At 60.2% G+C, this 20,722-nt stretch carries 17 protein-coding genes; 12 read left to right on the top strand and 5 right to left on the bottom strand.

Annotated features, from left to right (window positions below):
- Positions 1-46: 46 nt before the first annotated feature.
- The 10 genes from bioF to PMI37_RS22100 all read left to right on the top strand — a co-directional run bounded on the left by bioF (position 47) and on the right by PMI37_RS22100 (position 13,638).
- Complete coding sequence (gene bioF / locus PMI37_RS22055; RefSeq protein WP_008085141.1) at positions 47-1,225, top strand: 8-amino-7-oxononanoate synthase; 1,179 nt, start codon at positions 47-49, stop codon at positions 1,223-1,225.
- Complete coding sequence (locus PMI37_RS22060) at positions 1,218-1,949, top strand: alpha/beta fold hydrolase (protein WP_008085143.1); 732 nt, start codon at positions 1,218-1,220, stop codon at positions 1,947-1,949. Before bioF ends, PMI37_RS22060 begins: the two co-directional genes overlap by 8 nt.
- Positions 1,942-2,751, top strand: a complete 810-nt coding sequence (bioC, locus tag PMI37_RS22065) for a malonyl-ACP O-methyltransferase BioC (protein ID WP_045123237.1) — start codon at positions 1,942-1,944, stop codon at positions 2,749-2,751. The genes PMI37_RS22060 and bioC overlap by 8 nt, the downstream gene beginning before the upstream one ends.
- The gene (bioD, locus tag PMI37_RS22070) at positions 2,748-3,428 is read left to right on the top strand and encodes a dethiobiotin synthase (RefSeq protein WP_008085147.1); all 681 of its coding nucleotides are present in this window, start codon (positions 2,748-2,750) and stop codon (positions 3,426-3,428) included. Before bioC ends, bioD begins: the two co-directional genes overlap by 4 nt.
- Positions 3,429-3,536: 108 nt before the next feature.
- The gene (locus PMI37_RS22075; protein ID WP_008085149.1) at positions 3,537-3,833 is read left to right on the top strand and encodes a hypothetical protein; all 297 of its coding nucleotides are present in this window, start codon (positions 3,537-3,539) and stop codon (positions 3,831-3,833) included.
- Between the two features lie 275 nt (positions 3,834-4,108).
- Entirely contained in the window at positions 4,109-5,914 is a 1,806-nt protein-coding gene (locus PMI37_RS22080) for a phenylacyl-CoA dehydrogenase (RefSeq protein WP_008085151.1), read from the top strand.
- A 272-nt stretch (positions 5,915-6,186) separates the two neighbouring features.
- Positions 6,187-8,289 carry a cytochrome-c peroxidase gene (locus PMI37_RS22085; protein WP_008085154.1) on the top strand — a complete coding sequence of 701 codons (2,103 nt, stop codon included), beginning with the start codon at positions 6,187-6,189 and terminating at the stop codon, positions 8,287-8,289.
- Positions 8,290-8,486: 197 nt separating this feature from the next.
- On the top strand, positions 8,487-9,776 hold the full coding sequence (locus PMI37_RS22090) for a GGDEF domain-containing protein (RefSeq protein ID WP_008085156.1): 1,290 nt from the start codon (positions 8,487-8,489) through the stop codon (positions 9,774-9,776).
- 89 nt (positions 9,777-9,865) lie between these two features.
- On the top strand, positions 9,866-11,662 hold the full coding sequence (locus PMI37_RS22095) for an acyl-CoA dehydrogenase C-terminal domain-containing protein (RefSeq protein WP_008085158.1): 1,797 nt from the start codon (positions 9,866-9,868) through the stop codon (positions 11,660-11,662).
- Positions 11,663-11,859: 197 nt separating this feature from the next.
- Entirely contained in the window at positions 11,860-13,638 is a 1,779-nt protein-coding gene (locus PMI37_RS22100) for an acyl-CoA dehydrogenase C-terminal domain-containing protein (RefSeq protein ID WP_008085160.1), read from the top strand.
- Between the two features lie 227 nt (positions 13,639-13,865).
- Here PMI37_RS22100 and PMI37_RS22105 read toward each other — a convergent pair whose 3' ends face one another.
- Entirely contained in the window at positions 13,866-14,780 is a 915-nt protein-coding gene (locus PMI37_RS22105) for a LysR family transcriptional regulator (RefSeq protein WP_008085162.1), read from the bottom strand.
- A 169-nt stretch (positions 14,781-14,949) separates the two neighbouring features.
- Here PMI37_RS22105 and PMI37_RS22110 point away from each other — a divergent pair, with 169 nt between their 5' ends.
- Both PMI37_RS22110 and PMI37_RS31450 read left to right on the top strand, forming a co-directional pair.
- Positions 14,950-16,233: an aspartate aminotransferase family protein gene (locus tag PMI37_RS22110; RefSeq protein ID WP_008085164.1), complete on the top strand. Its 1,284-nt coding sequence runs from the start codon at positions 14,950-14,952 to the stop codon at positions 16,231-16,233.
- Positions 16,234-16,428: 195 nt separating this feature from the next.
- Positions 16,429-16,587, top strand: a complete 159-nt coding sequence (locus PMI37_RS31450; RefSeq protein ID WP_003228885.1) for a YqaE/Pmp3 family membrane protein — start codon at positions 16,429-16,431, stop codon at positions 16,585-16,587.
- A 111-nt stretch (positions 16,588-16,698) separates the two neighbouring features.
- On the opposite strand, the gene PMI37_RS22120 is transcribed toward PMI37_RS31450, so the two are convergent.
- Genes PMI37_RS22120 through pqqC form a run of 4 tightly spaced genes read right to left on the bottom strand, consistent with a single transcriptional unit; the run spans position 16,699 to position 20,632 of the window.
- The gene (locus PMI37_RS22120) at positions 16,699-18,510 is read right to left on the bottom strand and encodes a S9 family peptidase (RefSeq protein ID WP_045123238.1); all 1,812 of its coding nucleotides are present in this window, start codon (positions 18,508-18,510) and stop codon (positions 16,699-16,701) included.
- Positions 18,476-19,615 carry a pyrroloquinoline quinone biosynthesis protein PqqE gene (gene pqqE / locus PMI37_RS22125; protein ID WP_238552722.1) on the bottom strand — a complete coding sequence of 380 codons (1,140 nt, stop codon included), beginning with the start codon at positions 19,613-19,615 and terminating at the stop codon, positions 18,476-18,478. Before pqqE ends, PMI37_RS22120 begins: the two co-directional genes overlap by 35 nt.
- Positions 19,608-19,883: a pyrroloquinoline quinone biosynthesis peptide chaperone PqqD gene (pqqD, locus tag PMI37_RS22130; protein WP_008085169.1), complete on the bottom strand. Its 276-nt coding sequence runs from the start codon at positions 19,881-19,883 to the stop codon at positions 19,608-19,610. The genes pqqE and pqqD overlap by 8 nt, the downstream gene beginning before the upstream one ends.
- Positions 19,880-20,632 (bottom strand): pyrroloquinoline-quinone synthase PqqC, encoded by a 753-nt coding sequence (gene pqqC / locus PMI37_RS22135; RefSeq protein WP_008085171.1) that lies wholly within the window; start codon positions 20,630-20,632, stop codon positions 19,880-19,882. The genes pqqD and pqqC overlap by 4 nt, the downstream gene beginning before the upstream one ends.
- Between the last annotated feature and the right edge of the window lie 90 nt (positions 20,633-20,722).

Here is a 20,722-nt window from a genome sequence, read left to right on the forward strand (position 1 = left end):
GCCTTCGGCAGCTCCTACAGAGTTGTTTTTTACTGTCGAGGCCTGCATGTCTTTCGATCTCGCCGCACGCCTTGCTGCCCGTCGTGCCGAAAATCTCTATCGCCAGCGCCCGCTGCTTGAATCCCCGCAGGGGCCTGAAGTGGTGGTCGACGGCAAACCGTTGCTCGCCTTCTGCAACAACGATTACCTCGGCCTGGCCAATCACCCTCAAGTGATCGAAGCCTGGCGCGCCGGCGCTGAGCGTTGGGGTGTCGGTGGCGGCGCTTCGCACTTGGTCATCGGCCACAGCGGCCCGCACCATGCACTCGAAGAAGCCTTGGCCGACCTCACCGGTCGCCCGCGTGCGCTGCTGTTTACCACCGGTTACATGGCCAACCTCGGTGCGGTCACCGCGCTGGTCGGGCAGGGCGATACGGTGCTGGAAGACCGCCTCAATCATGCTTCGCTGCTGGATGCCGGTTTGTTGTCCGGTGCGCGTTTCAATCGCTATTTGCACAACGATGCGCAAAGTCTGGCCAAGCGCCTGGAGAAAGCCAGCGGCAACACGCTGGTGGTCACCGACGGCGTGTTCAGCATGGACGGCGACCTGGCCGACTTGCCGGCACTCGCCCGCGCAGCCAAGGCCAAAGGCGCGTGGCTGATGGTCGATGACGCGCACGGTTTCGGCCCGCTCGGCGCGAATGGCGGCGGCATCGTCGAGCATTTCGGACTGAGTCAGGAGGACGTGCCGGTGTTGGTCGGCACCCTCGGCAAAGCCTTCGGCACGGCTGGCGCTTTCGTCGCGGGCAGCGAGGAGCTGATCGAAAGCCTGATCCAGTTCGCCCGCCCATACATTTACACCACCAGCCAGCCCCCCGCGTTGGCCTGCGCGACGCTGAAAAGTCTGGAGCTACTGTGCACCGAGCATTGGCGCCGGGCGCATCTGCAAACGCTGATCCGTCAGTTCCGCCAAGGCGCCGAGCAGATCGGCCTGGAGTTGATGGACAGCTTCACGCCGATTCAGCCGATCATGATTGGCGACGCCGGGCGTGCGATGCGCTTGTCGCAGATGTTGCGCGAGCGCGGGCTGATGGTTACTGCGATTCGTCCGCCCACCGTGCCCGCCGGCAGTGCGCGTTTGCGCGTGACCCTGACCGCTGCCCACAGTGAAGCGCAGGTGCAGCTATTGTTAGCAGGACTGGCCGATTGCTTTGCCCAACTTTCGTCGGAGCCAAGCCATGCGTGATCGCCTGATTCTGCTGCCCGGTTGGGGCCTCGGCGTGTCGCCGATGGAGCCTCTGGCCGCTGCGTTGCAAGGCCTCGATGAACATCTGAAAGTCGACATCGAGCCGTTACCCGAGCTGGATTCCCGCGATCTGCAAGACTGGCTCGACGAACTTGATGAGCGCATTCCTCAGGACGTGTGGCTCGGTGGCTGGTCGTTGGGTGGGATGCTCGCCTGCGAATTGGCGGCGCGGCGTGGCGAGCGTTGCTGCGGATTGCTGACGCTGGCGAGCAATCCTTGTTTTGTTGCCCATGAGCAATGGCCGAGTGCAATGGCGGGCGAGACGTTCGACGCGTTTCTCGCCGGTTGCCAGGTCGATCCGCGCGCGACCCTCAAACGTTTCTCTTTGCTCTGTGTACAAGGCGCGCAAGACCCGCGCGGCTTGTCGCGTTTGCTGCTCGGCGGCGCGCCGAATACAGCGCCAACGGCATTGATGGCCGGGCTGGAATTGCTTGCGCAAATGGATACTCGCGATGCGCTGCAGGCGTTTCGCGGGCCGCAGTTGCATCTGTTCGCCGGGCAGGACGGTTTGGTGCCGGCGGAAGCAGCGGGGGCGTTGTTCGCCTTGTTGCCGGATATCGAAATTGGTCTGATCGAACAGGCCAGTCATGCGTTTCTTCTGGAAGACCCCCACGGACTGGCGGGTGCAATCCAGGCTTTTTTACATGAGTGCGGTGATGACTGATTTGTCTCTTGTGCTGCCTGGCGGCTTGCCTGACAAGCGTCAGGTCGCGGCCTCTTTTTCTCGCGCGGCGGCCAGTTACGACAGCGTCGCCGAGTTGCAACGTGATGTCGGTACACAGTTGATTCAGCGCTTGCCGACGGAGTTTGTACCGGCGCGCTGGCTGGATCTCGGTTGTGGCACGGGATACTTCACCCGCGCGTTGGCTTCGCGGTTTGCCGAGAGCCACGGTGTGGCGCTGGATATTGCCGAGGGCATGCTTGAGCACGCACGTCCGTTGGGTGGTGCGCAGCATTTTATTGCTGGCGATGCCGAGCGGCTGCCGTTGCAGGATTCGACCTGCGACCTGATCTTCTCCAGCCTCGCGGTGCAGTGGTGTGCGGATTTCGAAGCAGTGCTCAGCGAGGCCTTTCGCGTACTGAAACCGGGCGGAATTTTTGCGTTTGCTAGTCTTTGTGTAGGGACGCTGTTTGAGTTGCGCGACAGCTGGCGGCAGGTCGACGGGCTGGTGCACGTCAACCGCTTCCGCGAGTTCGCTCGCTATGAGCAAATGTCCGCGGCCAGCGGTTTACGCACGTTGAGTCTGGAGAAACAGGCGCACGTGCTGCATTACCCGGATGTGCGCAGCCTGACCCATGAATTGAAAGCCCTGGGCGCGCACAATCTGAATCCGGGACGGCCGGGCGGTTTGACCGGGCGCGCGCGGATTCTCGGCTTGGTTGAAGCTTACGAGCAGTTCCGTGAGGCGTCGGGGTTGCCGGCGACTTATCAGGTGGTCTACGCCGTGTTGGAGAAACCCGTATGAGCGCAGCCTATTTCATCACCGGAACCGACACCGATGTCGGCAAGACCACGGTTGCCGCGGGGTTGCTGCACGCGGCGCGGTCGGCAGGCTTGAGCACGGCGGCAGGCAAACCGGTGGCGTCCGGGTGCGATGTCACGCCCAAGGGTTTGCGTAATTCGGATGCGCTAGCGCTGCTGGCCGAGTGTTCGGTGCCGCTGACTTATCAACAGGTCAATCCGGTGGCGTTCGAGCCGGCCATCGCGCCGCATCTGGCGGCGCGTGAAGCGGGTGTGGCGCTGACCGTGCAATCGTTGTTGGCGCCGATGCGCGAGATTCTGGCGATGAACGCCGATTTCACCTTGATTGAAGGCGCGGGTGGCTGGCGCGTGCCGTTGGCGGATCAGGATAATTTGTCGGATTTGGCGATTGCGTTGAAGCTGCCGGTGATTCTGGTCGTCGGTGTGCGACTGGGTTGCATCAGTCATGCGCTGCTGACAGCTGAGGCAATCGCCCGTGATGGCCTGCAGTTAGCGGGGTGGGTGGCGAATATCATTGATCCAAAGACCTCGCGGCTAGAGGAAAATCTGGCGACATTGGCTGAGCGCATCCCCGCGCCGTGTTTGGGACGCGTGCCTAAACTCAAGGCCTTGAGTGCCGAGGCCGTGGCGGATCATTTGCAACTGGATCTGCTCGACTAAGTTTTTCTCTATGGGCAGGCACTGTGCCATTAGTGTTTTTGACGGGTGTTTTTCTGACACCTCTGCTTCAATGGCAGCCATTGATCCTTCCCAAGGATGAGAACCGTTATGGAAATCTCCGGTAACACAGCTTTTTATGCCGGTCTGAGCTCGATTCAGAGTGGACAGAACCGCGTCGATCAGGCTGCCAGCCAGATTGCCAATAATACGATTGAACGCTCGGTGACCAGCCAGTCGTCCGAAGTACAGGTCGATCGTCTGCGTGGCGTGGATCGTGCTCAGCAATCTGATCTGGCCAGCAATATGGTCGAGATGTCTCAGGGCAAGCTCCAGGCGGAGCTGGGCGTGAAAGTCGCCAAGGCATCCGATGAAATGCTCGGGACGATCATCGATACATTTGCCTGATTTTTTTGCCTTCAGTTTCCTGAGCGCCGCGCCTTGTCGCGGCGTTTTTCGTTGTAAGTCCTTCTCCCTCAACTAATCTTTTTTCAGCGCCGATGACTCGCTTGAGCCAATGGCGGTTTGCTGTGCCCAGCGTTTGCCGGACGTGATGACGAACGGCAAAAGATCGATGCTTGACAAGATTTCGGCGTAAACGTATGTTTCAAACAACTGTTTGACCGTCACAACAAATCAACGCGGTCGTTCATTCCCGGTTACATCAGCAGAGGTTTATCGCTATGCCTGACTACAAGGCCCCCTTGCGTGATATTCGCTTCGTTCGTGACGAGCTGCTCGGCTACGAAGCGCACTATCAGAGCCTTCCGGCTTGCGCAGACGCAACTCCGGACATGGTTGACGCCATTCTCGAAGAAGGCGCCAAGTTTTGTGAGCAGGTACTGGCACCGCTGAACCGCGTGGGCGACCTCGAAGGTTGCACCTGGAGCGAGTCCGGCGTGAAAACCCCGACGGGCTTCAAAGAGGCTTACAAGCAATTCGTTGAAGGCGGCTGGCCAAGCCTGGCGCACGACGTCGAGCACGGCGGCCAAGGCCTGCCGGAGTCGCTGGGTCTGGCCGTAAGCGAAATGGTTGGCGAAGCCAACTGGTCGTGGGGCATGTACCCAGGCCTGTCGCACGGCGCGATGAACACCATCTCCGAGCACGGCACGCCAGAGCAGCAAGAAGCCTATCTGACCAAACTGGTCTCCGGCGAATGGACCGGCACCATGTGCCTGACCGAACCGCACTGCGGCACCGACCTGGGCATGTTGCGCACCAAGGCCGAACCTCAGGCCGACGGTTCCTATAAGGTTTCCGGCACCAAGATCTTCATCTCGGCCGGTGAACACGACATGGCCGATAACATCGTCCACATCGTGCTGGCCCGCCTGCCGGACGCACCGGCTGGCACCAAAGGCATCTCGCTGTTTATCGTTCCAAAGTTCATGCCGAACGCTGATGGCACCGTCGGTGAGCGCAACGCAGTGACCTGCGGTTCGCTGGAACACAAGATGGGCATCCACGGCAACGCCACTTGCGTGATGAACTTCGACGGCGCTACCGGTTACCTGATCGGCCCGGCGAACAAAGGCCTGAACTGCATGTTCACCTTTATGAACACCGCACGTCTGGGTACCGCGCTGCAAGGTCTGGCCCACGCCGAAATCGGTTTCCAGGGCGGCCTGAAATACGCTCGCGATCGTCTGCAAATGCGTTCGCTGACTGGCCCGAAAGCGCCGGAAAAAGCCGCTGACCCGATCATCGTTCACCCTGACGTACGCCGCATGCTGTTGACCATGAAGGCGTTCGCCGAAGGCAACCGTGCGATGGTGTACTTCACCGCCAAACAGGTCGACATCGTCAAATACGGCGTCGATGAAGAAGAAAAGAAGAAAGCCGACGCACTGCTGGCTTTCATGACCCCGATCGCTAAAGCGTTCATGACCGAAGTCGGTTTCGAATCCGCCAACCACGGCGTTCAGATCTACGGCGGCCACGGCTTCATCGCCGAGTGGGGCATGGAGCAGAACGTTCGCGACAGCCGCATTTCGATGCTGTACGAAGGCACCACCGGTATCCAGGCACTCGACCTGCTCGGCCGTAAAGTGCTGATGACGCAAGGCGAAGCTCTGAAAGGCTTCACCAAGATCGTCCACAAGTTCTGCCAGAACAACGAAGGCAACGAAGCCGTTGCAGAATTCGTCGCACCGCTGGCGGCAATCAACAAGGAATGGGGCGAGCTGACCATGAAGGTCGGTATGGCCGCCATGAAAGATCGCGAAGAAGTCGGCGCGGCTTCCGTGGACTACCTGATGTACTCCGGTTATGCCTGCCTGGCTTACTTCTGGGCCGACATGGCGCGTCTGGCCGCTGAAAAGCTGGCAGAAGGCACCGGCGACGCAGCGTTCTACACCGCCAAGCTGCAAACTGCGCGCTTCTACTTCCAGCGCATCCTGCCGCGTACCCGTACCCACGTGGCGACCATGCTGTCGGGTGCCAACAACCTGATGGACATGAAAGAAGAAGACTTCGCACTGGGCTACTAAGCCTTAACGCAGTCTCTTGAAAAACCGCTGCTCCTACGGGGGCAGCGGTTTTTTTTTGCGCTGGATTTGCCCCCAACACTGGGGACATTCCCCAGCAGAAACGGTGGCTGCCAGCGCGCTGTCCCCGCGTTTATTGATTCAAAATGTTTCCAAGCAGGATGGCCAATTAATTGCACTGCCCGGATTAACCGGCGCTCACGAGAAATCCTGTGCTGTTCCACGACACCTCTCGCCCGGCAAAACGCATAACAACAACCGTCAGGGTGAAGCACATGAACATCAGTCGACTTGTCTGGCTACCCCTCGCACTCGCAGCCTCCGGCGCAATGGCCGCAACGCCCGCCGAAGTGGATCCGCCAGTACCGGAAGTGCCGAGCCTGCAATCGCTGCGTGGCATGCTGCCGCCCGATCCGTCGGGGACAGAAGGCGGGCGCAAGGTCGACTTGATGACTGACTACGTGCTCAACCGCTCCGCCGCGATTCTGCTCGGCAAAGCGCTGTTCTGGGACATGGAAGTCGGCAGCGATGGCGCCACCGCGTGCGCCTCCTGCCACTATCACGCCGGCGTCGACCACCGCATCACCAACCAGCTCAACCCCGGCCAGGCACACACCAACGCTAACGTCGCCTCGATCTTCAACAAGCCCTTCGTGGCCTCCGACATACCCGGTGACGTGGCGTCCTACGCGACCTTGTCCGGCGGCAAGGGCGGGCCGAACTACACGCTGAAGAAAACGGACTTCCCGACCCATGTGCTGAGCAATCCACTGGAGCGCAACTCGCCGATCGTCTATTCGAGCGACGACGTGGTCGGCTCCCAGGGCGTGTTCGACGCTAATTTCGTCAAACCCAACCAGCCGCGCTTCGACAAATGCACCCAGCAGCCCGACGGTATTTTCCAGGTCGGCGGTATCAACGTGCGTCGCAGCACCGGGCGTAACGCGCCGTCGGTGATCAACGCGGCGTTCAACGTGCGCAATTTCTGGGATGGCCGCGCGAATAACGTGTTCAACGGCTTCTCGCCGTTCGGCAACCGCGATCCCGATGCAGGGATTTACGTAACCGCCGAGCGCAGCACCGTGGCCAGCAAAGTCCGACTGGCGCTTAACGACGCTTCCGCCGCATCGCAAGCAGTAGGCCCGCCCGGTAGCGCGGTGGAGATGTCCTGCGGCGGCCGTACTTTCGCCGACATCGGCCGGCGCATGCTCGATCAGTTGATGCTCAAGCAACAACGGATTTCCTCCAACGATTCCGTGCTCGCCTCAGTGTCCGGCGCGCGGCGCCCGACCTATCGCGAACTGATCAAGAACGCCTTCCAGCCACGCCTGTGGAACGCCACGCAAAACGTGCTGGTGGGTGGTGCGCCGTATACGCAGATGGAAGCCAATTTTCCGTTGTTCTTCGGTCTGGCGATTCAGATGTACGAATCCACGTTGATCTCCGATCAGGCGCCCATCGATGCTTACCTGCAAGGCGATTCAACCGCCATGAACGCGCAGCAGGTCCAAGGCATGAACCTGTTTCTCGGCAAGGGTAAATGTGTGAACTGCCATGGCGGCGCGGAGCTGACCAATGCCGCCAGCCGCTTGTTGATGCACCCGCGTGAGCGTATCGAGCGCATGGTCATGGCCGACAACCTCACCACGCTCTACGACAACGGTTTCTACAACACCGGCGTGCGCCCGACTTCCGAAGACCTCGCGCTTGGCGGGTCAGATGCCTGGGGCAATCCGTGGTCGTTCAGCCGTCAATACAACAAGCTGTTGCAGGGCGCCAGCATTGCCGATCCGCTGGATGTCGATGTCTGCACCTTCGAAGCACCGCTGAGCGCAGCGATTCCGTGCGACGCCACGCTCAAACCCAACGTCAACTTCCGCGATTCGGTCGATGGCGCCTTCAAGACGCCGACCCTGCGCAACATCGCGCTGACCGGGCCGTACTTTCACAACGGCAGCCGCGCGACGCTCAAGCAAGTCATGGAGTTTTATAACCGCGGCGGTGATCGCCGTGGCGAGGACGCCAACAACACCAGCGGTTTCGAGCATCCTTCGGCGAATCAGCACAACACCTCGAACCTCGATCCGGACATGACCAACCTCAACCTGACCCCGGACGAGATCGATGCACTGGTGAAATTCATGGAAGTCGGCCTGACCGATCCGCGAGTGGCCTGGGAACGGGCGCCGTTCGATCATCCGTCACTGGTGATTCCGCAGGGCCATGTCGGCGATGAAAATGCCGTGACTCAGCGTCCGGCCAGTCCGAAGGTGACGACGCGGCAAGCGGCGGATGCTTCGCTCAATCTCAAACCCTACGGTGCCGAGGGACGGAGCCCGGCGGAGGGGCCATTACTGCCGTTCTATAACGATCTGTAAGGATTTTTTCCAAGGCTGGCCATCAGCCATGGTGGCCAGCAGACCGCGCAGGGCAAAAAACTTGGCAAAACGCTCAGATAGTCGGGTTTTCTGCCGTTAAAGAGACTGCCTGTGATCTGGATCACATTGTGTGCTTAACTGGCCACATTGCAGGCACAATGCCATCTTTTTTGCCATGACGGGTCGGAGCTTTACCCTTGCCGCGTTCTTCCGCTGTACGTTTCAGTCATTTTTTACCTTCGCTGCTGTTGTTACTCGCGGGGTTGGCGGCTGCGTACGTCAAAGACCTCAACGTGTTCTTCACTTCGCTGTTCAACGTGTTGCCGACTTTGGTGCTGTTGCTGGGCGGAGCTTACTGCGCGGTATACCGACGTCAGCGCGAACTGTTTCTGATGCTCACGGTGTACATCGCCTACTTTCTGCTCGATACCCAGACCGACTATTACCGCGACAACGGCAAAGTGCGCGAAGACGCCGCCGTGGTCTTCCATCTGGTCTGTCTGCTCTTGCCGCTGCTGTTTGGCCTGTTTGCCGCGTGGCAGGAGCGCACGCACCTGTTTCAGGACATGGTCGCGCGCTTCGCCGTTTTACTCGCGTTTGGCAGCGTGGCGTTGGGGCTTGAGCAAAGTTATCCCCAGGCGCTGTTGATGTGGCTCTCGGAAATCCGCTGGCCGGCGCTGCACGGCGCTTGGATGAGCCTGATCCAGCTGTCCTATCCGGTATTTATCTCGGCGTTCCTGCTCTTGGCCTGGCAGTACTGGCGCAACCCGCGCCCGCTGCACGCGGCGCAACTGGTCGGCCTGCTCGGCGTGTTCTGGATGCTGCCGAAAACCTTCATCCTGCCGTTTACCCTGAACATCATGTGCAGCCAGGTGATGTTGATGATCGCCGCCGCCGTTGCGCACGAGGCTTATCAAATGGCCTTCCGCGACGAGCTCACCGGTCTGCCGGGGCGTCGCGCACTCAACGAACGCATGCAGCGCCTCGGCCGCAACTATGTGCTGGCGATGAGCGACGTCGACCACTTCAAGAAATTCAACGACACCCACGGCCACGATGTTGGTGACCAAGTGCTGCGTCTGGTCGCCAGCAAGCTGTCGAAAATCAGCGGTGGCGGTAGGGCATATCGCTATGGCGGTGAGGAATTCGCCCTGGTGTTTGCAGGTAAAACCCTTGAAGAGTGCATGCCGCACCTGGAAGTGATCCGCGAGTCGATTGCGTCCTACAACATTCAACTGCGCAATCAGGAAAACCGCCCGAACGACGACCAACAAGGACGTCAGCGTCGCGCCGGCTCGGGTGCTTCGAGCGTGTCGGTGACGGTGAGTATCGGCGTCGCCGAGCGCGTTGAGCAGCGCAACCCCGAGCAAGTCCTGAAATCAGCCGACGAGGCGCTCTACAGCGCCAAAGGCGCAGGGCGAAACTGCGTCGTCGCGTTCGGCCAGAACCGCCGTGGCGCGGTGCGCATGGGCACGGCCGCAGGTTGAGTGATGACGGCGCATTCAGCGTCTGCACAATGATTGTCGGGCGTGGTGGCCGGCAGTAGGTTGAGGAATCTGCTGACGGAGAAGCCACCATGCCTGAGTACAAAGCCCCGCTGCGCGACATGCGCTTTCTGATCGATCACGTCTTCGACTTCCACGCCAACTACGCCGCCCTCGGCGCGGATGACGCGAGCCCGGACATGATCAACGCGATCCTCGAAGAGGGCGCGAAGTTCTGCGAGAACGTTCTGGCGCCGCTCAATCGCAGCGGTGACGAGGAGGGCTGCCAGTTCGACAACGGTGTGGTGACAACGCCTACAGGCTTCAAGCAGGCTTTCGCACAATATGTCGAAGGTGGCTGGCATGGTCTGGCGGCAGATCCGACCTACGGCGGCCAGGGTCTGCCGAGTTCGCTGGGGTTGGTGATCAGCGAAATGGTCGGCTCCAGCAACACCTCGTGGGGCATGTACCCGGGCCTGACCCACGGCGCGATGTCGGCGATCCACGCCCACGGCAGCGCCGAGCAGAAAGAAACCTATCTGAGCAAACTCACCGCCGGGCAATGGACCGGCACCATGTGCCTGACCGAAGCCCACTGCGGCACCGATCTGGGCATCATCAAGACCCGCGCCGTGCCTCAGGCTGACGGCAGTTATGCGGTCACCGGCAGCAAGATTTTCATCTCCGCCGGCGAGCACGACATGAGCGACAACATCATCCATCTGGTGTTGGCGAAACTGCCGGACGCGCCAGCCGGGACCAAGGGCATCTCGCTGTTTATCGTGCCGAAGTTCTTGCCGGACACGGCGGGCGAAGCGGGCGAACGCAACGGTGTTTCCTGTGGTTCGATCGAACACAAGATGGGCATCAAGGCTTCGGCCACCTGCGTGCTCAATTTCGATGGCGCCAAGGGCTACCTGATCGGCGAGCCGAACAAGGGCCTCAACTGCATGTTCACCATGATGAACCACGCGCGGCTCGGCACCGGCATGCAGGGCTTGTGTCTGGGCGAGGCAAGCTTTCAGGGCGCGATCAAATATGCCAACGACCGCTTGCAGATGCGCTCACTGACCGGCGCCAAAGCCCCGGACAAAGTCGCCGACCCAATCATCGTCCACCCCGACGTGCGGCGCATGTTGCTGACCATGAAAGCCTTCAACGAAGGCAACCGCGCACTGACCTACTTCACCGCGCAGTTGCTCGATACCGCACATCTGAACAGCGACGCCGACGCGCGCCAGGAGGCTGAAGACCTGCTGGCGTTCCTCACGCCGATCTGCAAAGCGTTCATGACCGACAGCGGGCTGGAAGTGACCAACCTCGGCATGCAGATATTTGGCGGTCACGGTTTTATTCGCGAGTGGGGCATGGAGCAACTGGTGCGCGATTGCCGGATTGCACCGATTTACGAAGGCACTAACGGCATTCAGGCGCTGGATCTGCTCGGGCGCAAGGTGCTGGGCAGTCAGGGCAAATTGCTGCGTGGGTTTACCAAAATCGTCCACAAGTTCTGCGCGACCAATGTTGACCATCCGCAGTTGGGCAGTTTTGTTGCGCAGCTCAACGAGCTGAATCAGCAGTGGGGCGACCTGACCATGAAGGTCGGCATGGCGGCCATGAAGAACCCTGATGAAGTGGGCGCGGCGTCGGTGGATTATCTGATGTACAGCGGTTACATCATTCTCGGTTATCTGTGGTTGCGCATGGCGTGGGTGGCGCAGGCGCAATTGGAGGCGGGCGAGGGCGAGGCGGATTATCTGCGCGGGAAATTGGCGACGTGCGAGTTTTACTTCAAGCGCTTGTTGCCACGTACGGCGGCGCATCGGGCGGCGATTGAGGCGGGGAGTGATTGTTTGATGAAGTTGCCGGCGGAGTTGTTTGCGCTTTAAAGAAGATCAAAAGATCGCAGCCTTCGGCAGCTCCTACAGGGAATTTGGGGTTGGCGGGGCTGCGATTTTTTGTGGTGACTAAAAATAACAAATCAGTCACCGGTTGACCCTATGTGTCGCAAAAGTTGTTGAGGTACACTCGGGCTCAACGAAAACATCATTCCACGAATCACCGTTTAGATCTTGCGAGGTTTGCCATGGCTGACTACAAAGCGCCGCTGCGCGATATGCGCTTCGTCCTCAATGAAGTGTTCGAGGTCGCCAAACTCTGGGCCGAACTGCCGGCACTGGCCGAGACCGTCGACGCCGAAACCGTTGAAGCCATTCTCGAAGAGGCCGGCAAGGTCACCAGCAAAAGCATCGCGCCTTTGAGCCGTGCCGCTGACGAAGAAGGCTGCCATTGGGCCGACGGCGCCGTCACCACCCCGGCCGGTTTCCCACAGGCTTATCAGACTTACGCCGAAGGCGGTTGGGTCGGCGTGGGCGGTGATCCCGAGTACGGCGGCATGGGCATGCCCAAAGCCGTGTCGGCGCAAGTTGAAGAAATGGTCAACTCCGCCAGCCTGTCCTTCGGTCTGTACCCGATGTTGACCGCCGGTGCCTGCCTGTCGATCAATGCCCACGCCAGCGAAGAGCTGAAGGCCGCGTACCTGCCGAACATGTACGCCGGCGTCTGGGCCGGTTCGATGTGCCTGACCGAGCCGCACGCCGGCACCGACCTGGGGATTATTCGTACCAAGGCTGAGCCTCAGGCCGACGGTTCCTACAAGGTCAGCGGTACCAAGATCTTCATCACCGGTGGCGAACACGACCTCACCGAAAACATCATTCACCTGGTGCTGGCGAAACTGCCGGACGCCCCGGCGGGCCCGAAAGGCATCTCGCTGTTCCTCGTGCCGAAGTTCATGGTCAACGCCGACGGCAGCCTCGGCGCGCGCAACCCGGCGAACTGCGGTTCGATCGAACACAAAATGGGCATCCAGGCCTCCGCGACCTGCGTGATGAACTTCGACGAAGCCGTGGGTTATCTGGTCGGCGAGCCGAACAAAGGCCTCAACGCGATGTTCACCATGATGAACTACGAGCGTCTGGGCGTCGGCATCCAAGGCCTGGCGACCGGCGAGCGCTCTTATCAGAACGCCGTTGAATACGCGCGCGACCGTCTGCAAAGCCGTTCACCGACGGGCGCGCAAAACAAAGACAAAGTCGCTGACCCGATCATCGTCCACCCGGACGTGCGGCGCATGCTGCTGACCATGAAAGCCTCGAACGAAGGCGGCCGTGCGTTCTCCACTTACGTGGCGATGCAACTCGACACCGCCAAGTTCAGCGAAGACGCCGCGACCCGCAAGCGTGCCGAAGATCTGGTCGCGTTGCTGACGCCGGTGGCCAAAGCGTTCCTCACCGATCTCGGTCTGGAAACCACCGTGCACGGCCAACAGATTTTCGGCGGTCACGGCTACATCCGTGAGTGGGGCCAGGAACAACTGGTGCGTGATGTGCGCATCACCCAGATCTACGAAGGCACCAACGGCATTCAGGCGCTGGATCTGGTCGGTCGCAAGATCGTCGGCAGCGGCGGCGCGTTCTACAAGCTGTTCGCTGACGAGATCCGCCACTTCACCGCGACTGCCAGCGCCGATCTGGGCGAATTCACCAAGCCGCTGAACGATGCCGTCGACACCCTCGACGAACTGACCTCGTGGGTACTGGATCGGGCGAAAAACAACCCGAACGAAATCGGCGCGGCCTCGGTCGAATATCTGCAAGCGTTCGGCTACGTTTCCTACGCTTACATGTGGGCACTGATGGCTAAAGCTGCGCTGGGCAAAGAAGCGCAGGACGATTTCTACGCCAGCAAGCTCGGCACCGCACGTTTCTACTTCGCCCGTCTGTTGCCGCGCATTCACTCGTTGAGCGCGTCGGTGAAGGCTGGCAGCGAGTCGCTGTTCCTGCTGGATGCGGCGCAATTCTGATGATGTAACGTCATGTAAGCATTCTCTTACATGACGTGCTGCTGTTCTCCCATAGTCGGAAATTGGATCCAGAGCTAATCTACATTTCATGGACGTCGCGCAGGAAGCGCAAAGCAACAACACGGACACGTAGGATTCTGCCAGGGTGGCGGAGTGAAATGGATGTCAGGGAAACAGTCTGCAAAGCCCCGCTTCGGCGGGGTTTTCTTTTGCCTGCAGAAAAGTAGTCAGGCCAGCGGATCAAGCGTTGGCTTCATCTCGCGTTCCATCACTTCTTCCAGCAATGTCCGCAAAAGAGCCAAAGAGGCCTGCTGGCGTTGCACATCGCGACACACCAGACCCACCTTCAGCGGCACCCGTGGCTCGCTCAGCGGTTTCCATAGCAGATCCTGATCGTCGTATTCCTTCTGCGAACGCCCAGGCAGCACCGTCGCCAATTTGGTGTGCGGCAGACTGTCGAGAATCCCCACCATATTGTTCAGCTCGGCCTGTACTTGCGGGCGCCGTCCCAAGGCTGTGAGTTGCGCCTGCCAGATCTGGCGGATCTGGAACTCCTCGCCCAACAGCAGCATGGGCAATTCGGCGGCCTGGCGCATCGAGACTTTCTTGAATTCGCGCAACGGATGATCCGCCGGGATCACCAGCGTCAGTTCGTCTTCATAGAGCATCACGCCATGCAGGCCCGGTTGGCGCGGCGGCAGATAACTGATGCCAATGTCCAGCGACCCGTTGAGCAGGCGCCGCTCGATCTCAAGTCCAGTCAATTCATAAATCTGCACTACCAGATGCGGTTGCGCCTTGCGCACCCGCTCAAGCATTTGCGGCACCAGACTGGTGTGAACCGTTTGCAGTACGCCGATGGCCAGCGTGCGCAAGGCCTGTCCCTTGAAGTTGCCCAACGCCTCGCGTGCCCGTTGCAAACCATCGAGCAGCGGCAAGGCATGGTTGTACAAAGTGTGTGCGGCGAGGGTCGGCAGCAGACGTTTGCTGCTGCGCTCGAACAGGGTGACGTCGAGGTTCTGCTCAAGTTGGCGGATCTGCTGCGACAACGCTGGCTGCGAGATCGACAGACGTTCCGCTGCCCGGCCGACATGGCCTTCTTCGTAGACCGCGACGAAATAACGCAGTTGTTTGAAATCCATAAGTAATGCTTATCGAAAATGCTGGAAAAACGAAATGGCCCGAAGCCGTCAGTGAGCCTAGTCTAACCGCATTCACAAGGCTTACAGGGCCAGAAAGCGCGATGAATAGCGTTCGCTTCCACAGTGTTTACATAGGCAGTTCAAAACACCTCAATCGAGGTGTTTTCCAATGAATCTGTTCAGTTTGCGGCGCCAGACGCCGAGTCTTGATGACCTCTCGTTCGAGGCCAATTTCTCTGAAAACACTGAAAGTCTTAGCGCCGAGCGGCTGATGCCCAGTGTCGAACGGCCGCAGCAGGTATTCGTTCGTGGTCAGGGTTCGTGGCTATGGGACAGTAACGACCGCGCGTATCTCGACTTTTCTCAGGCCGGCGGCGCCAACAGCCTCGGCCACAGCCCGTCGGCGCTGGTCAAAGCCATCAGCAGTCAGGCGCAGGCGCTGATCAATCCCGGTTTCAACCTGCACAATCGCGGCATGCTCAGCCTCGCCGAGCGGCTGTGCGCCGCTACCGCCAGCGATCAGGCTTACCTGCTCAACAGCGGCAGCGAAGCCTGTGAAGCGGCGATCAAACTGGCACGCAAGTGGGGCCAACTGCATCGCGGCGGCGCCTCGCGGATTATTGTTGCGAAGCAAGGCTGCCATGGCCGCAGCCTGGCAACGATTTCTGCTTCGGACAGCTGCAATCTGCACAATCGTTTCGCGCCGTTGCTGCCGGGGTTCGATCCGGTGCCGTTCAACGACTTGCCAGCGCTGCACGCGGCGGTCGATGCGCAAACCGTGGCGATCATGCTTGAACCGACCCAGAGCGATGCCGGCGTTGTTCCGGCCACCGAGCATTACCTCAAAGGTGTCGAACGACTGTGCCGTGAGTTGGGCATTCTGCTGATCCTCGACGAAGTGCAAACCGGCATTGGTCGCTGTGGCACCTTGCTCGCGGAACAGTCCTGCGGCGTGCGCGCCGATATCGTCGTGCTCGGCAAAGGGCTTGGCGGCGGTGTGCCGTTGGCGGCGCTGCTGGCACGGGGCAAGGCCTGCTGTTTCGAGGCGGGCGAACTCGGCGGCACGCATCACGGCAACGCGCTGATGACAGCGGCCGGGCTGGTGGTGCTCGACAGTGTGCACGATCGCAGCTTTCTCCAGCAGGTCAACGACAACGGCCAGCACCTGCGCGAAGGCCTGGCCCGCTTGGCGCACCGCTACGACCACGGCGAACTGCGCGGCCAAGGCCTGTTCTACGGACTGACCCTGTCGGACGATTGCGCCGACGCCGTAGTCCACGCCGCCTTGCACGAAGGCCTGCTGCTCAACGCCCCGCAAGCCAACTGCCTGCGCTTCACCCCGGCGCTCACCGTGAGCAAAACCAACATCGACGAAATGCTCCTGCGCCTGGGTCGCGCGTTCGCCCGCGTGCGCACCGCACAACTGCAATGCCGCAAAGGGATTGCCGTCTGAGCTGAAGTTTCCTACCCGAATTAAAGAACCGTCTCGCGGTATAACGCACGCCCCACGCCTGATTCTTTTGGCGTGGGGCGTTTTTTTTGTGAGGTGGTGGCGATCAAATGGCAGTTGCACTGAACCCTGACGAACGGCGCGGGTCGATTAGCTTGTATGGCTCAAGTGAGCCAACCCCCATACAGGAGCTGCCCCATGGACTTTATTCGGATCATCATCGCTATTCTGTTGCCACCACTGGGCGTGTTTCTGCAGGTCGGGTTTGGCGGGGCGTTCTGGTTGAACATTCTGCTGACGTTGTGCGGGTATATTCCGGGGATCGTGCATGCGGTGTACATCATCGCCAAGCGCTGAGTCAGCGGCATAAACCTGTAGGAGCTGCGGCACGCTGCGATCTTTTGATCCTGATCCTCGAATTAAAATCAAAAGATCGCAGCGTGCCGCAGCTCCTACAGGGAGAGGGTTTCAGTCTGTAAATCCCATCACCCGTCGATAGAATTTCCACTCCTGTTCCAGCGCATGTGCCTGATTGGTGGCGCGGCGGAAGCCGTGGCGTTCGTCGGGGTAGTAATGGGCTTCGACCGGGATGCCGTTCTGCTCCAGTGCCGTGACCATGTCGCGGGTCTGTTGCGGGACAACCACTGCGTCGAGTTCACCCTGAAAGAAAATCACCGGCACGCGGATGTTGTCGGCATGCAGTAATGGCGTGCGGGCGGCGTAGCGTTCGGCGTCTCGCTCGGGATCGCCGATCAGCCAGTCCAGATAATCGCCTTCGAATTTGTGTGTCGCTCGTGCCAGCGCTACCGGATCGCTGACCCCGTAAAGACTGGCGCCAGCGCGGAATACCTGCTTGAACGCCAATGCGCACAACGTGGTGTAACCGCCTGCGCTGCCACCCCGAATGAATGCCCGTTCCCCGTCGATCAAGCCTTGTTCGGCAAGATACGCAACGACGGCACAAGCATCCTCGACATCCACCTCACCCCAGCTCAGATGCAACGCCTGACGATACTCCCGGCCATAACCGCTGCTGCCGCGATAGTTGAGATCGGCGACGGCGAAGCCGCGTTGCGTCCAGTACTGAATGCGCGGGTCGAGTATCGGATAGCAGGCCGACGTCGGGCCGCCATGGATGAACACCACCAGCGGCGGTTTCGTCTCGCCGCTCATAGCCGGATAGAAAAACCCATGCGCTTCGCCCGATCCGCTTGGATAACGCAACGTTTGCGGACGACTGATGCGCTCGGCGGGCAGGGGCGCCACGCCACCGGCCAGCACTTTCACTTCACGCGTTGCTCGATCAATGGCAATAACCGCCGAAGGGCTGATCGGCGAGGCCGCGATGCAGTAGATAAATTGCGCATCCAGAGCCAGATGACGGAAGCGGCTGTAGTCACCGGTGAAATCTTCATCGCCCAATGTCAGACGGCCAAAACCACCTTCACTCCGACTGGCTAAAACTGAATCTTCAACAGGCAACCAGGTGCAGCCGCCGAGTTGCCAAGGCGCCGGTGCATGATCGGCCTGAGCAGCGGGCAATGGCTTCAAACCATCAGAAGTCTCAGCCCATGGCTGCCAGAAACCACCGCGATCAGTCAGGCAATACAGCCGACCTTCATCATCAAATCGCGGTTGTTGAATGGACTCTTCAATCTCGGCGCCAGCCACGCAGCGCGGCGAACTGAATGCACCATCCGCCAGGCGCTCAGCCACCATCAGTCGAGTCGATGTCCACGGCTGGTGCGGTCGACTCCACTCGATCCACACTAAACGCTGGCCATCCGGGCTGAGTGTTGGCGCCGCATAAAAATCCGCGCCCTCAACCAACAAATGTCGCGTCCCATCCGCCAGATCAATCGCCACCAGCCGATGCTGATCACGCTGTTCTTCCACAGCCAGCACCTGGCCGAAAGCAAAATGCACATCGCCATGACGGCATTCGCCCGATGTCAGCGCCGCAGGCTCGCCATCCAGCTTCTGCCGATACAACTGCTGATCCGCCTCAGCGACGAAAACCACCCCATCCGGCGTCAGACAAAACGCGCCACCGCCATATTCGTACACCCGACTGCGCACGCTGAAACCATCCGGCGTCAGACATTTCGCCACACCATCGCGCCAATGCCAGATCCGGCACGCGGCATCTTCGGGGCGATATTCATTCCAGAACAGCCCATTGGCACCGAGTTGCAACTCGGCGAAATCCATGCCGGCTGCGACGGCTTGCGAAGCGCTGAAAGGCTCAGCCCTTGGCGATGAGGCGTGAGTTTCGTTCATTGCGGAAGGCCAGTTGTTCGATGGTTTGGGTGGCGGTCTCGGCTTCTTCGCGGGCCTTGAGGATCACGCCGTGATGTTCGGATTTGCTGCACACAGGGTCAGCGTTGCTCGCATCACCGGTGAGCATGAATGCCTGGCAGCGGCAGCCGCCGAAGTCTTTTTCTTTCTCGTCGCAGGAGCGGCACGGCTCGGGCATCCAGTCGTAACCGCGAAAGCGGTTGAAGCCGAACGAGTCGTACCAGATGTGCTGCATGCTGTGATCGCGCACATTGGGAAATTTCACCGGCATTTGTCGGGCGCCATGGCAGGGCAGGGCGGTGCCGTCCGGGGTGACCGTCAGAAAGATGCTGCCCCAACCGTTCATGCAGGCTTTCGGGCGCTCTTCGTAGTAATCCGGGGTGACGAAAATCAGCTTGCACGGATGCCCTTCGGCTTCCAGCTTCGCCCGATATTCGTTGGTGATGCGTTCGGCGCGCACCAGTTGTTCTTTGGTCGGCAACAGGCCGACACGATTGAGCTGCGCCCAACCATAGAACTGGCAGGTGGCGAGCTCGACGAAGTCGGCTTCAAGCGCAATGCACAGCTCAATAATGCGGTCGATCTTGTCGATATTGTGCCGATGGGTGACGAAATTCAGCACCATCGGATAGCCGTGGGCTTTCACCGCGCGGGCCATTTCCAGCTTCTGCGCGAAGGCTTTTTTCGAGCCGGCGAGCAGGTTGTTCACTTGCTCGTCGCTGGCCTGGAAACTGATCTGGATGTGATCGAGGCCGGCCTTCTTGAAGTCGCTGATTTTCTGCTCGGTCAGGCCGATGCCGGAGGTGATCAGGTTGGTGTAGAAACCCAACTGCCGCGCTTCATGAATCAGCTCGGCGAGATCCTGACGCACCAGCGGCTCGCCACCGGAAAAGCCCAGTTGCGCCGCGCCCATCTCCCGCGCCTCGCGGAAGACCTTGATCCATTGTTCTGTGCTCAGCTCTTTGCCCTGCTCGGCAAAATCCAGTGGATTGGAGCAGTACGGGCATTGCAGCGGGCAGCGGTAGGTCAGCTCGGCGAGCAGCCACAGCGGCAGGCCGATATCAGGCTTGGGCGGCAGATCAGGCAAGTTCGATCCAGTGCTGAGCACGGGCAACCTCCATGAATTGCTCGATGTCATCACCGAGCTCGGGCACGCCGGGGAACTGCTCATCGAGTTTGGCAATGATCGCCGCGACATCGCGCTCGCCGTCAATCAAACCACCAATCAGCGCAGCCGTTTCGTTGAGCTTGATCATGCCTTCCGGATACAGCAGCACATGGCCTTTTTGCGCCGGTTCGTACTGGAAGCGGTAGCCGGGACGCCAGCTCGGTACTTTGCTGCGGTCGAAACTCATAAGGTGATTCCTTTATGCCAGACCCGTTGTTCGGTCACGCTGTGATACGGCGGGCGGTTCAGTTCGTAGGCCATGCTCATGGCATCGAGCATGCTCCAAAGAATGTCCAGTTTGAACTGGAGAATTTCCAGCATGCGCTCCTGGCCTTCGCGCGTCTTGTAGTGCTCGAGCGTGATCGCCAGACCATGCTCGACATCACGCCGTGCCTGACCGAGGCGGGTGCGGAAGTATTCATAACCGGCCGGGTCGATCCACGGGTAATGCTGCGGCCAGCTGTCGAGGCGCGACTGGTGGATCTGCGGCGCGAACAGTTCGGTCAGCGAGCTGCTGGCGGCTTCCTGCCAACTGGCGCGACGGGCGAAGTTGACGTAGGCGTCGACGGCAAAACGCACGCCGGGCAGCACCAGTTCCTGCGAGCGCAGTTGATCCGGGTCGAGACCGACCGCTTGACCGAGGCGCAGCCAGGCTTCGATGCCGCCGTCTTCACCGGGGGCGCCGTCGTGATCGAGCAGACGCTGAATCCATTCGCGGCGGATTTCGCGGTCCGGGCAATTGGCAAGGATCGCCGCGTCTTTCAGGGGGATGTTCACCTGATAGTAGAAGCGGTTGGCGACCCAGCCCTGAATCTGCTCGCGGGTGGCGCGGCCTTCATACATCGCCACGTGATACGGGTGGTAGATGTGGTAGTAGGCGCCTTTGGCGCGCAGGGCGGCTTCGAATTCGGTGGGGGACATTGGCGTGTCAGTCATGTCTGTTCTCCGGGAACAACCGTTGGATTCTGTGGTGTCTGTCAGGACGTCATCGCTGGCAAGCCAGCTCCCACAGGTTTTGTGTACGCC

The organism is Pseudomonas sp. GM80 (genome assembly GCF_000282515.1).
In the GTDB taxonomy this organism is placed as follows: domain Bacteria; phylum Pseudomonadota; class Gammaproteobacteria; order Pseudomonadales; family Pseudomonadaceae; genus Aquipseudomonas.

What these genes read in the sequence shown, in the direction of transcription:
- pqqD (WP_008085169.1), bottom strand. Translation starts at nt 19,883, where the DNA reads ATGAGTTTCGACCGCAGCAAAGTACCGAGCTGGCGTCCCGGCTACCGC.
- bioC (WP_045123237.1), top strand. Translation starts at nt 1,942, where the DNA reads ATGACTGATTTGTCTCTTGTGCTGCCTGGCGGCTTGCCTGACAAGCGT.
- pqqC (WP_008085171.1), bottom strand. Translation starts at nt 20,632, where the DNA reads ATGACTGACACGCCAATGTCCCCCACCGAATTCGAAGCCGCCCTGCGC.
- PMI37_RS22120 (WP_045123238.1), bottom strand. Translation starts at nt 18,510, where the DNA reads ATGAACGAAACTCACGCCTCATCGCCAAGGGCTGAGCCTTTCAGCGCT.
- PMI37_RS22080 (WP_008085151.1), top strand. Translation starts at nt 4,109, where the DNA reads ATGCCTGACTACAAGGCCCCCTTGCGTGATATTCGCTTCGTTCGTGAC.
- PMI37_RS22105 (WP_008085162.1), bottom strand. Translation starts at nt 14,780, where the DNA reads ATGGATTTCAAACAACTGCGTTATTTCGTCGCGGTCTACGAAGAAGGC.
- PMI37_RS22110 (WP_008085164.1), top strand. Translation starts at nt 14,950, where the DNA reads ATGAATCTGTTCAGTTTGCGGCGCCAGACGCCGAGTCTTGATGACCTC.
- bioD (WP_008085147.1), top strand. Translation starts at nt 2,748, where the DNA reads ATGAGCGCAGCCTATTTCATCACCGGAACCGACACCGATGTCGGCAAG.
- PMI37_RS22060 (WP_008085143.1), top strand. Translation starts at nt 1,218, where the DNA reads ATGCGTGATCGCCTGATTCTGCTGCCCGGTTGGGGCCTCGGCGTGTCG.
- bioF (WP_008085141.1), top strand. Translation starts at nt 47, where the DNA reads ATGTCTTTCGATCTCGCCGCACGCCTTGCTGCCCGTCGTGCCGAAAAT.
- PMI37_RS22100 (WP_008085160.1), top strand. Translation starts at nt 11,860, where the DNA reads ATGGCTGACTACAAAGCGCCGCTGCGCGATATGCGCTTCGTCCTCAAT.
- PMI37_RS22075 (WP_008085149.1), top strand. Translation starts at nt 3,537, where the DNA reads ATGGAAATCTCCGGTAACACAGCTTTTTATGCCGGTCTGAGCTCGATT.
- PMI37_RS31450 (WP_003228885.1), top strand. Translation starts at nt 16,429, where the DNA reads ATGGACTTTATTCGGATCATCATCGCTATTCTGTTGCCACCACTGGGC.
- PMI37_RS22085 (WP_008085154.1), top strand. Translation starts at nt 6,187, where the DNA reads ATGAACATCAGTCGACTTGTCTGGCTACCCCTCGCACTCGCAGCCTCC.
- PMI37_RS22095 (WP_008085158.1), top strand. Translation starts at nt 9,866, where the DNA reads ATGCCTGAGTACAAAGCCCCGCTGCGCGACATGCGCTTTCTGATCGAT.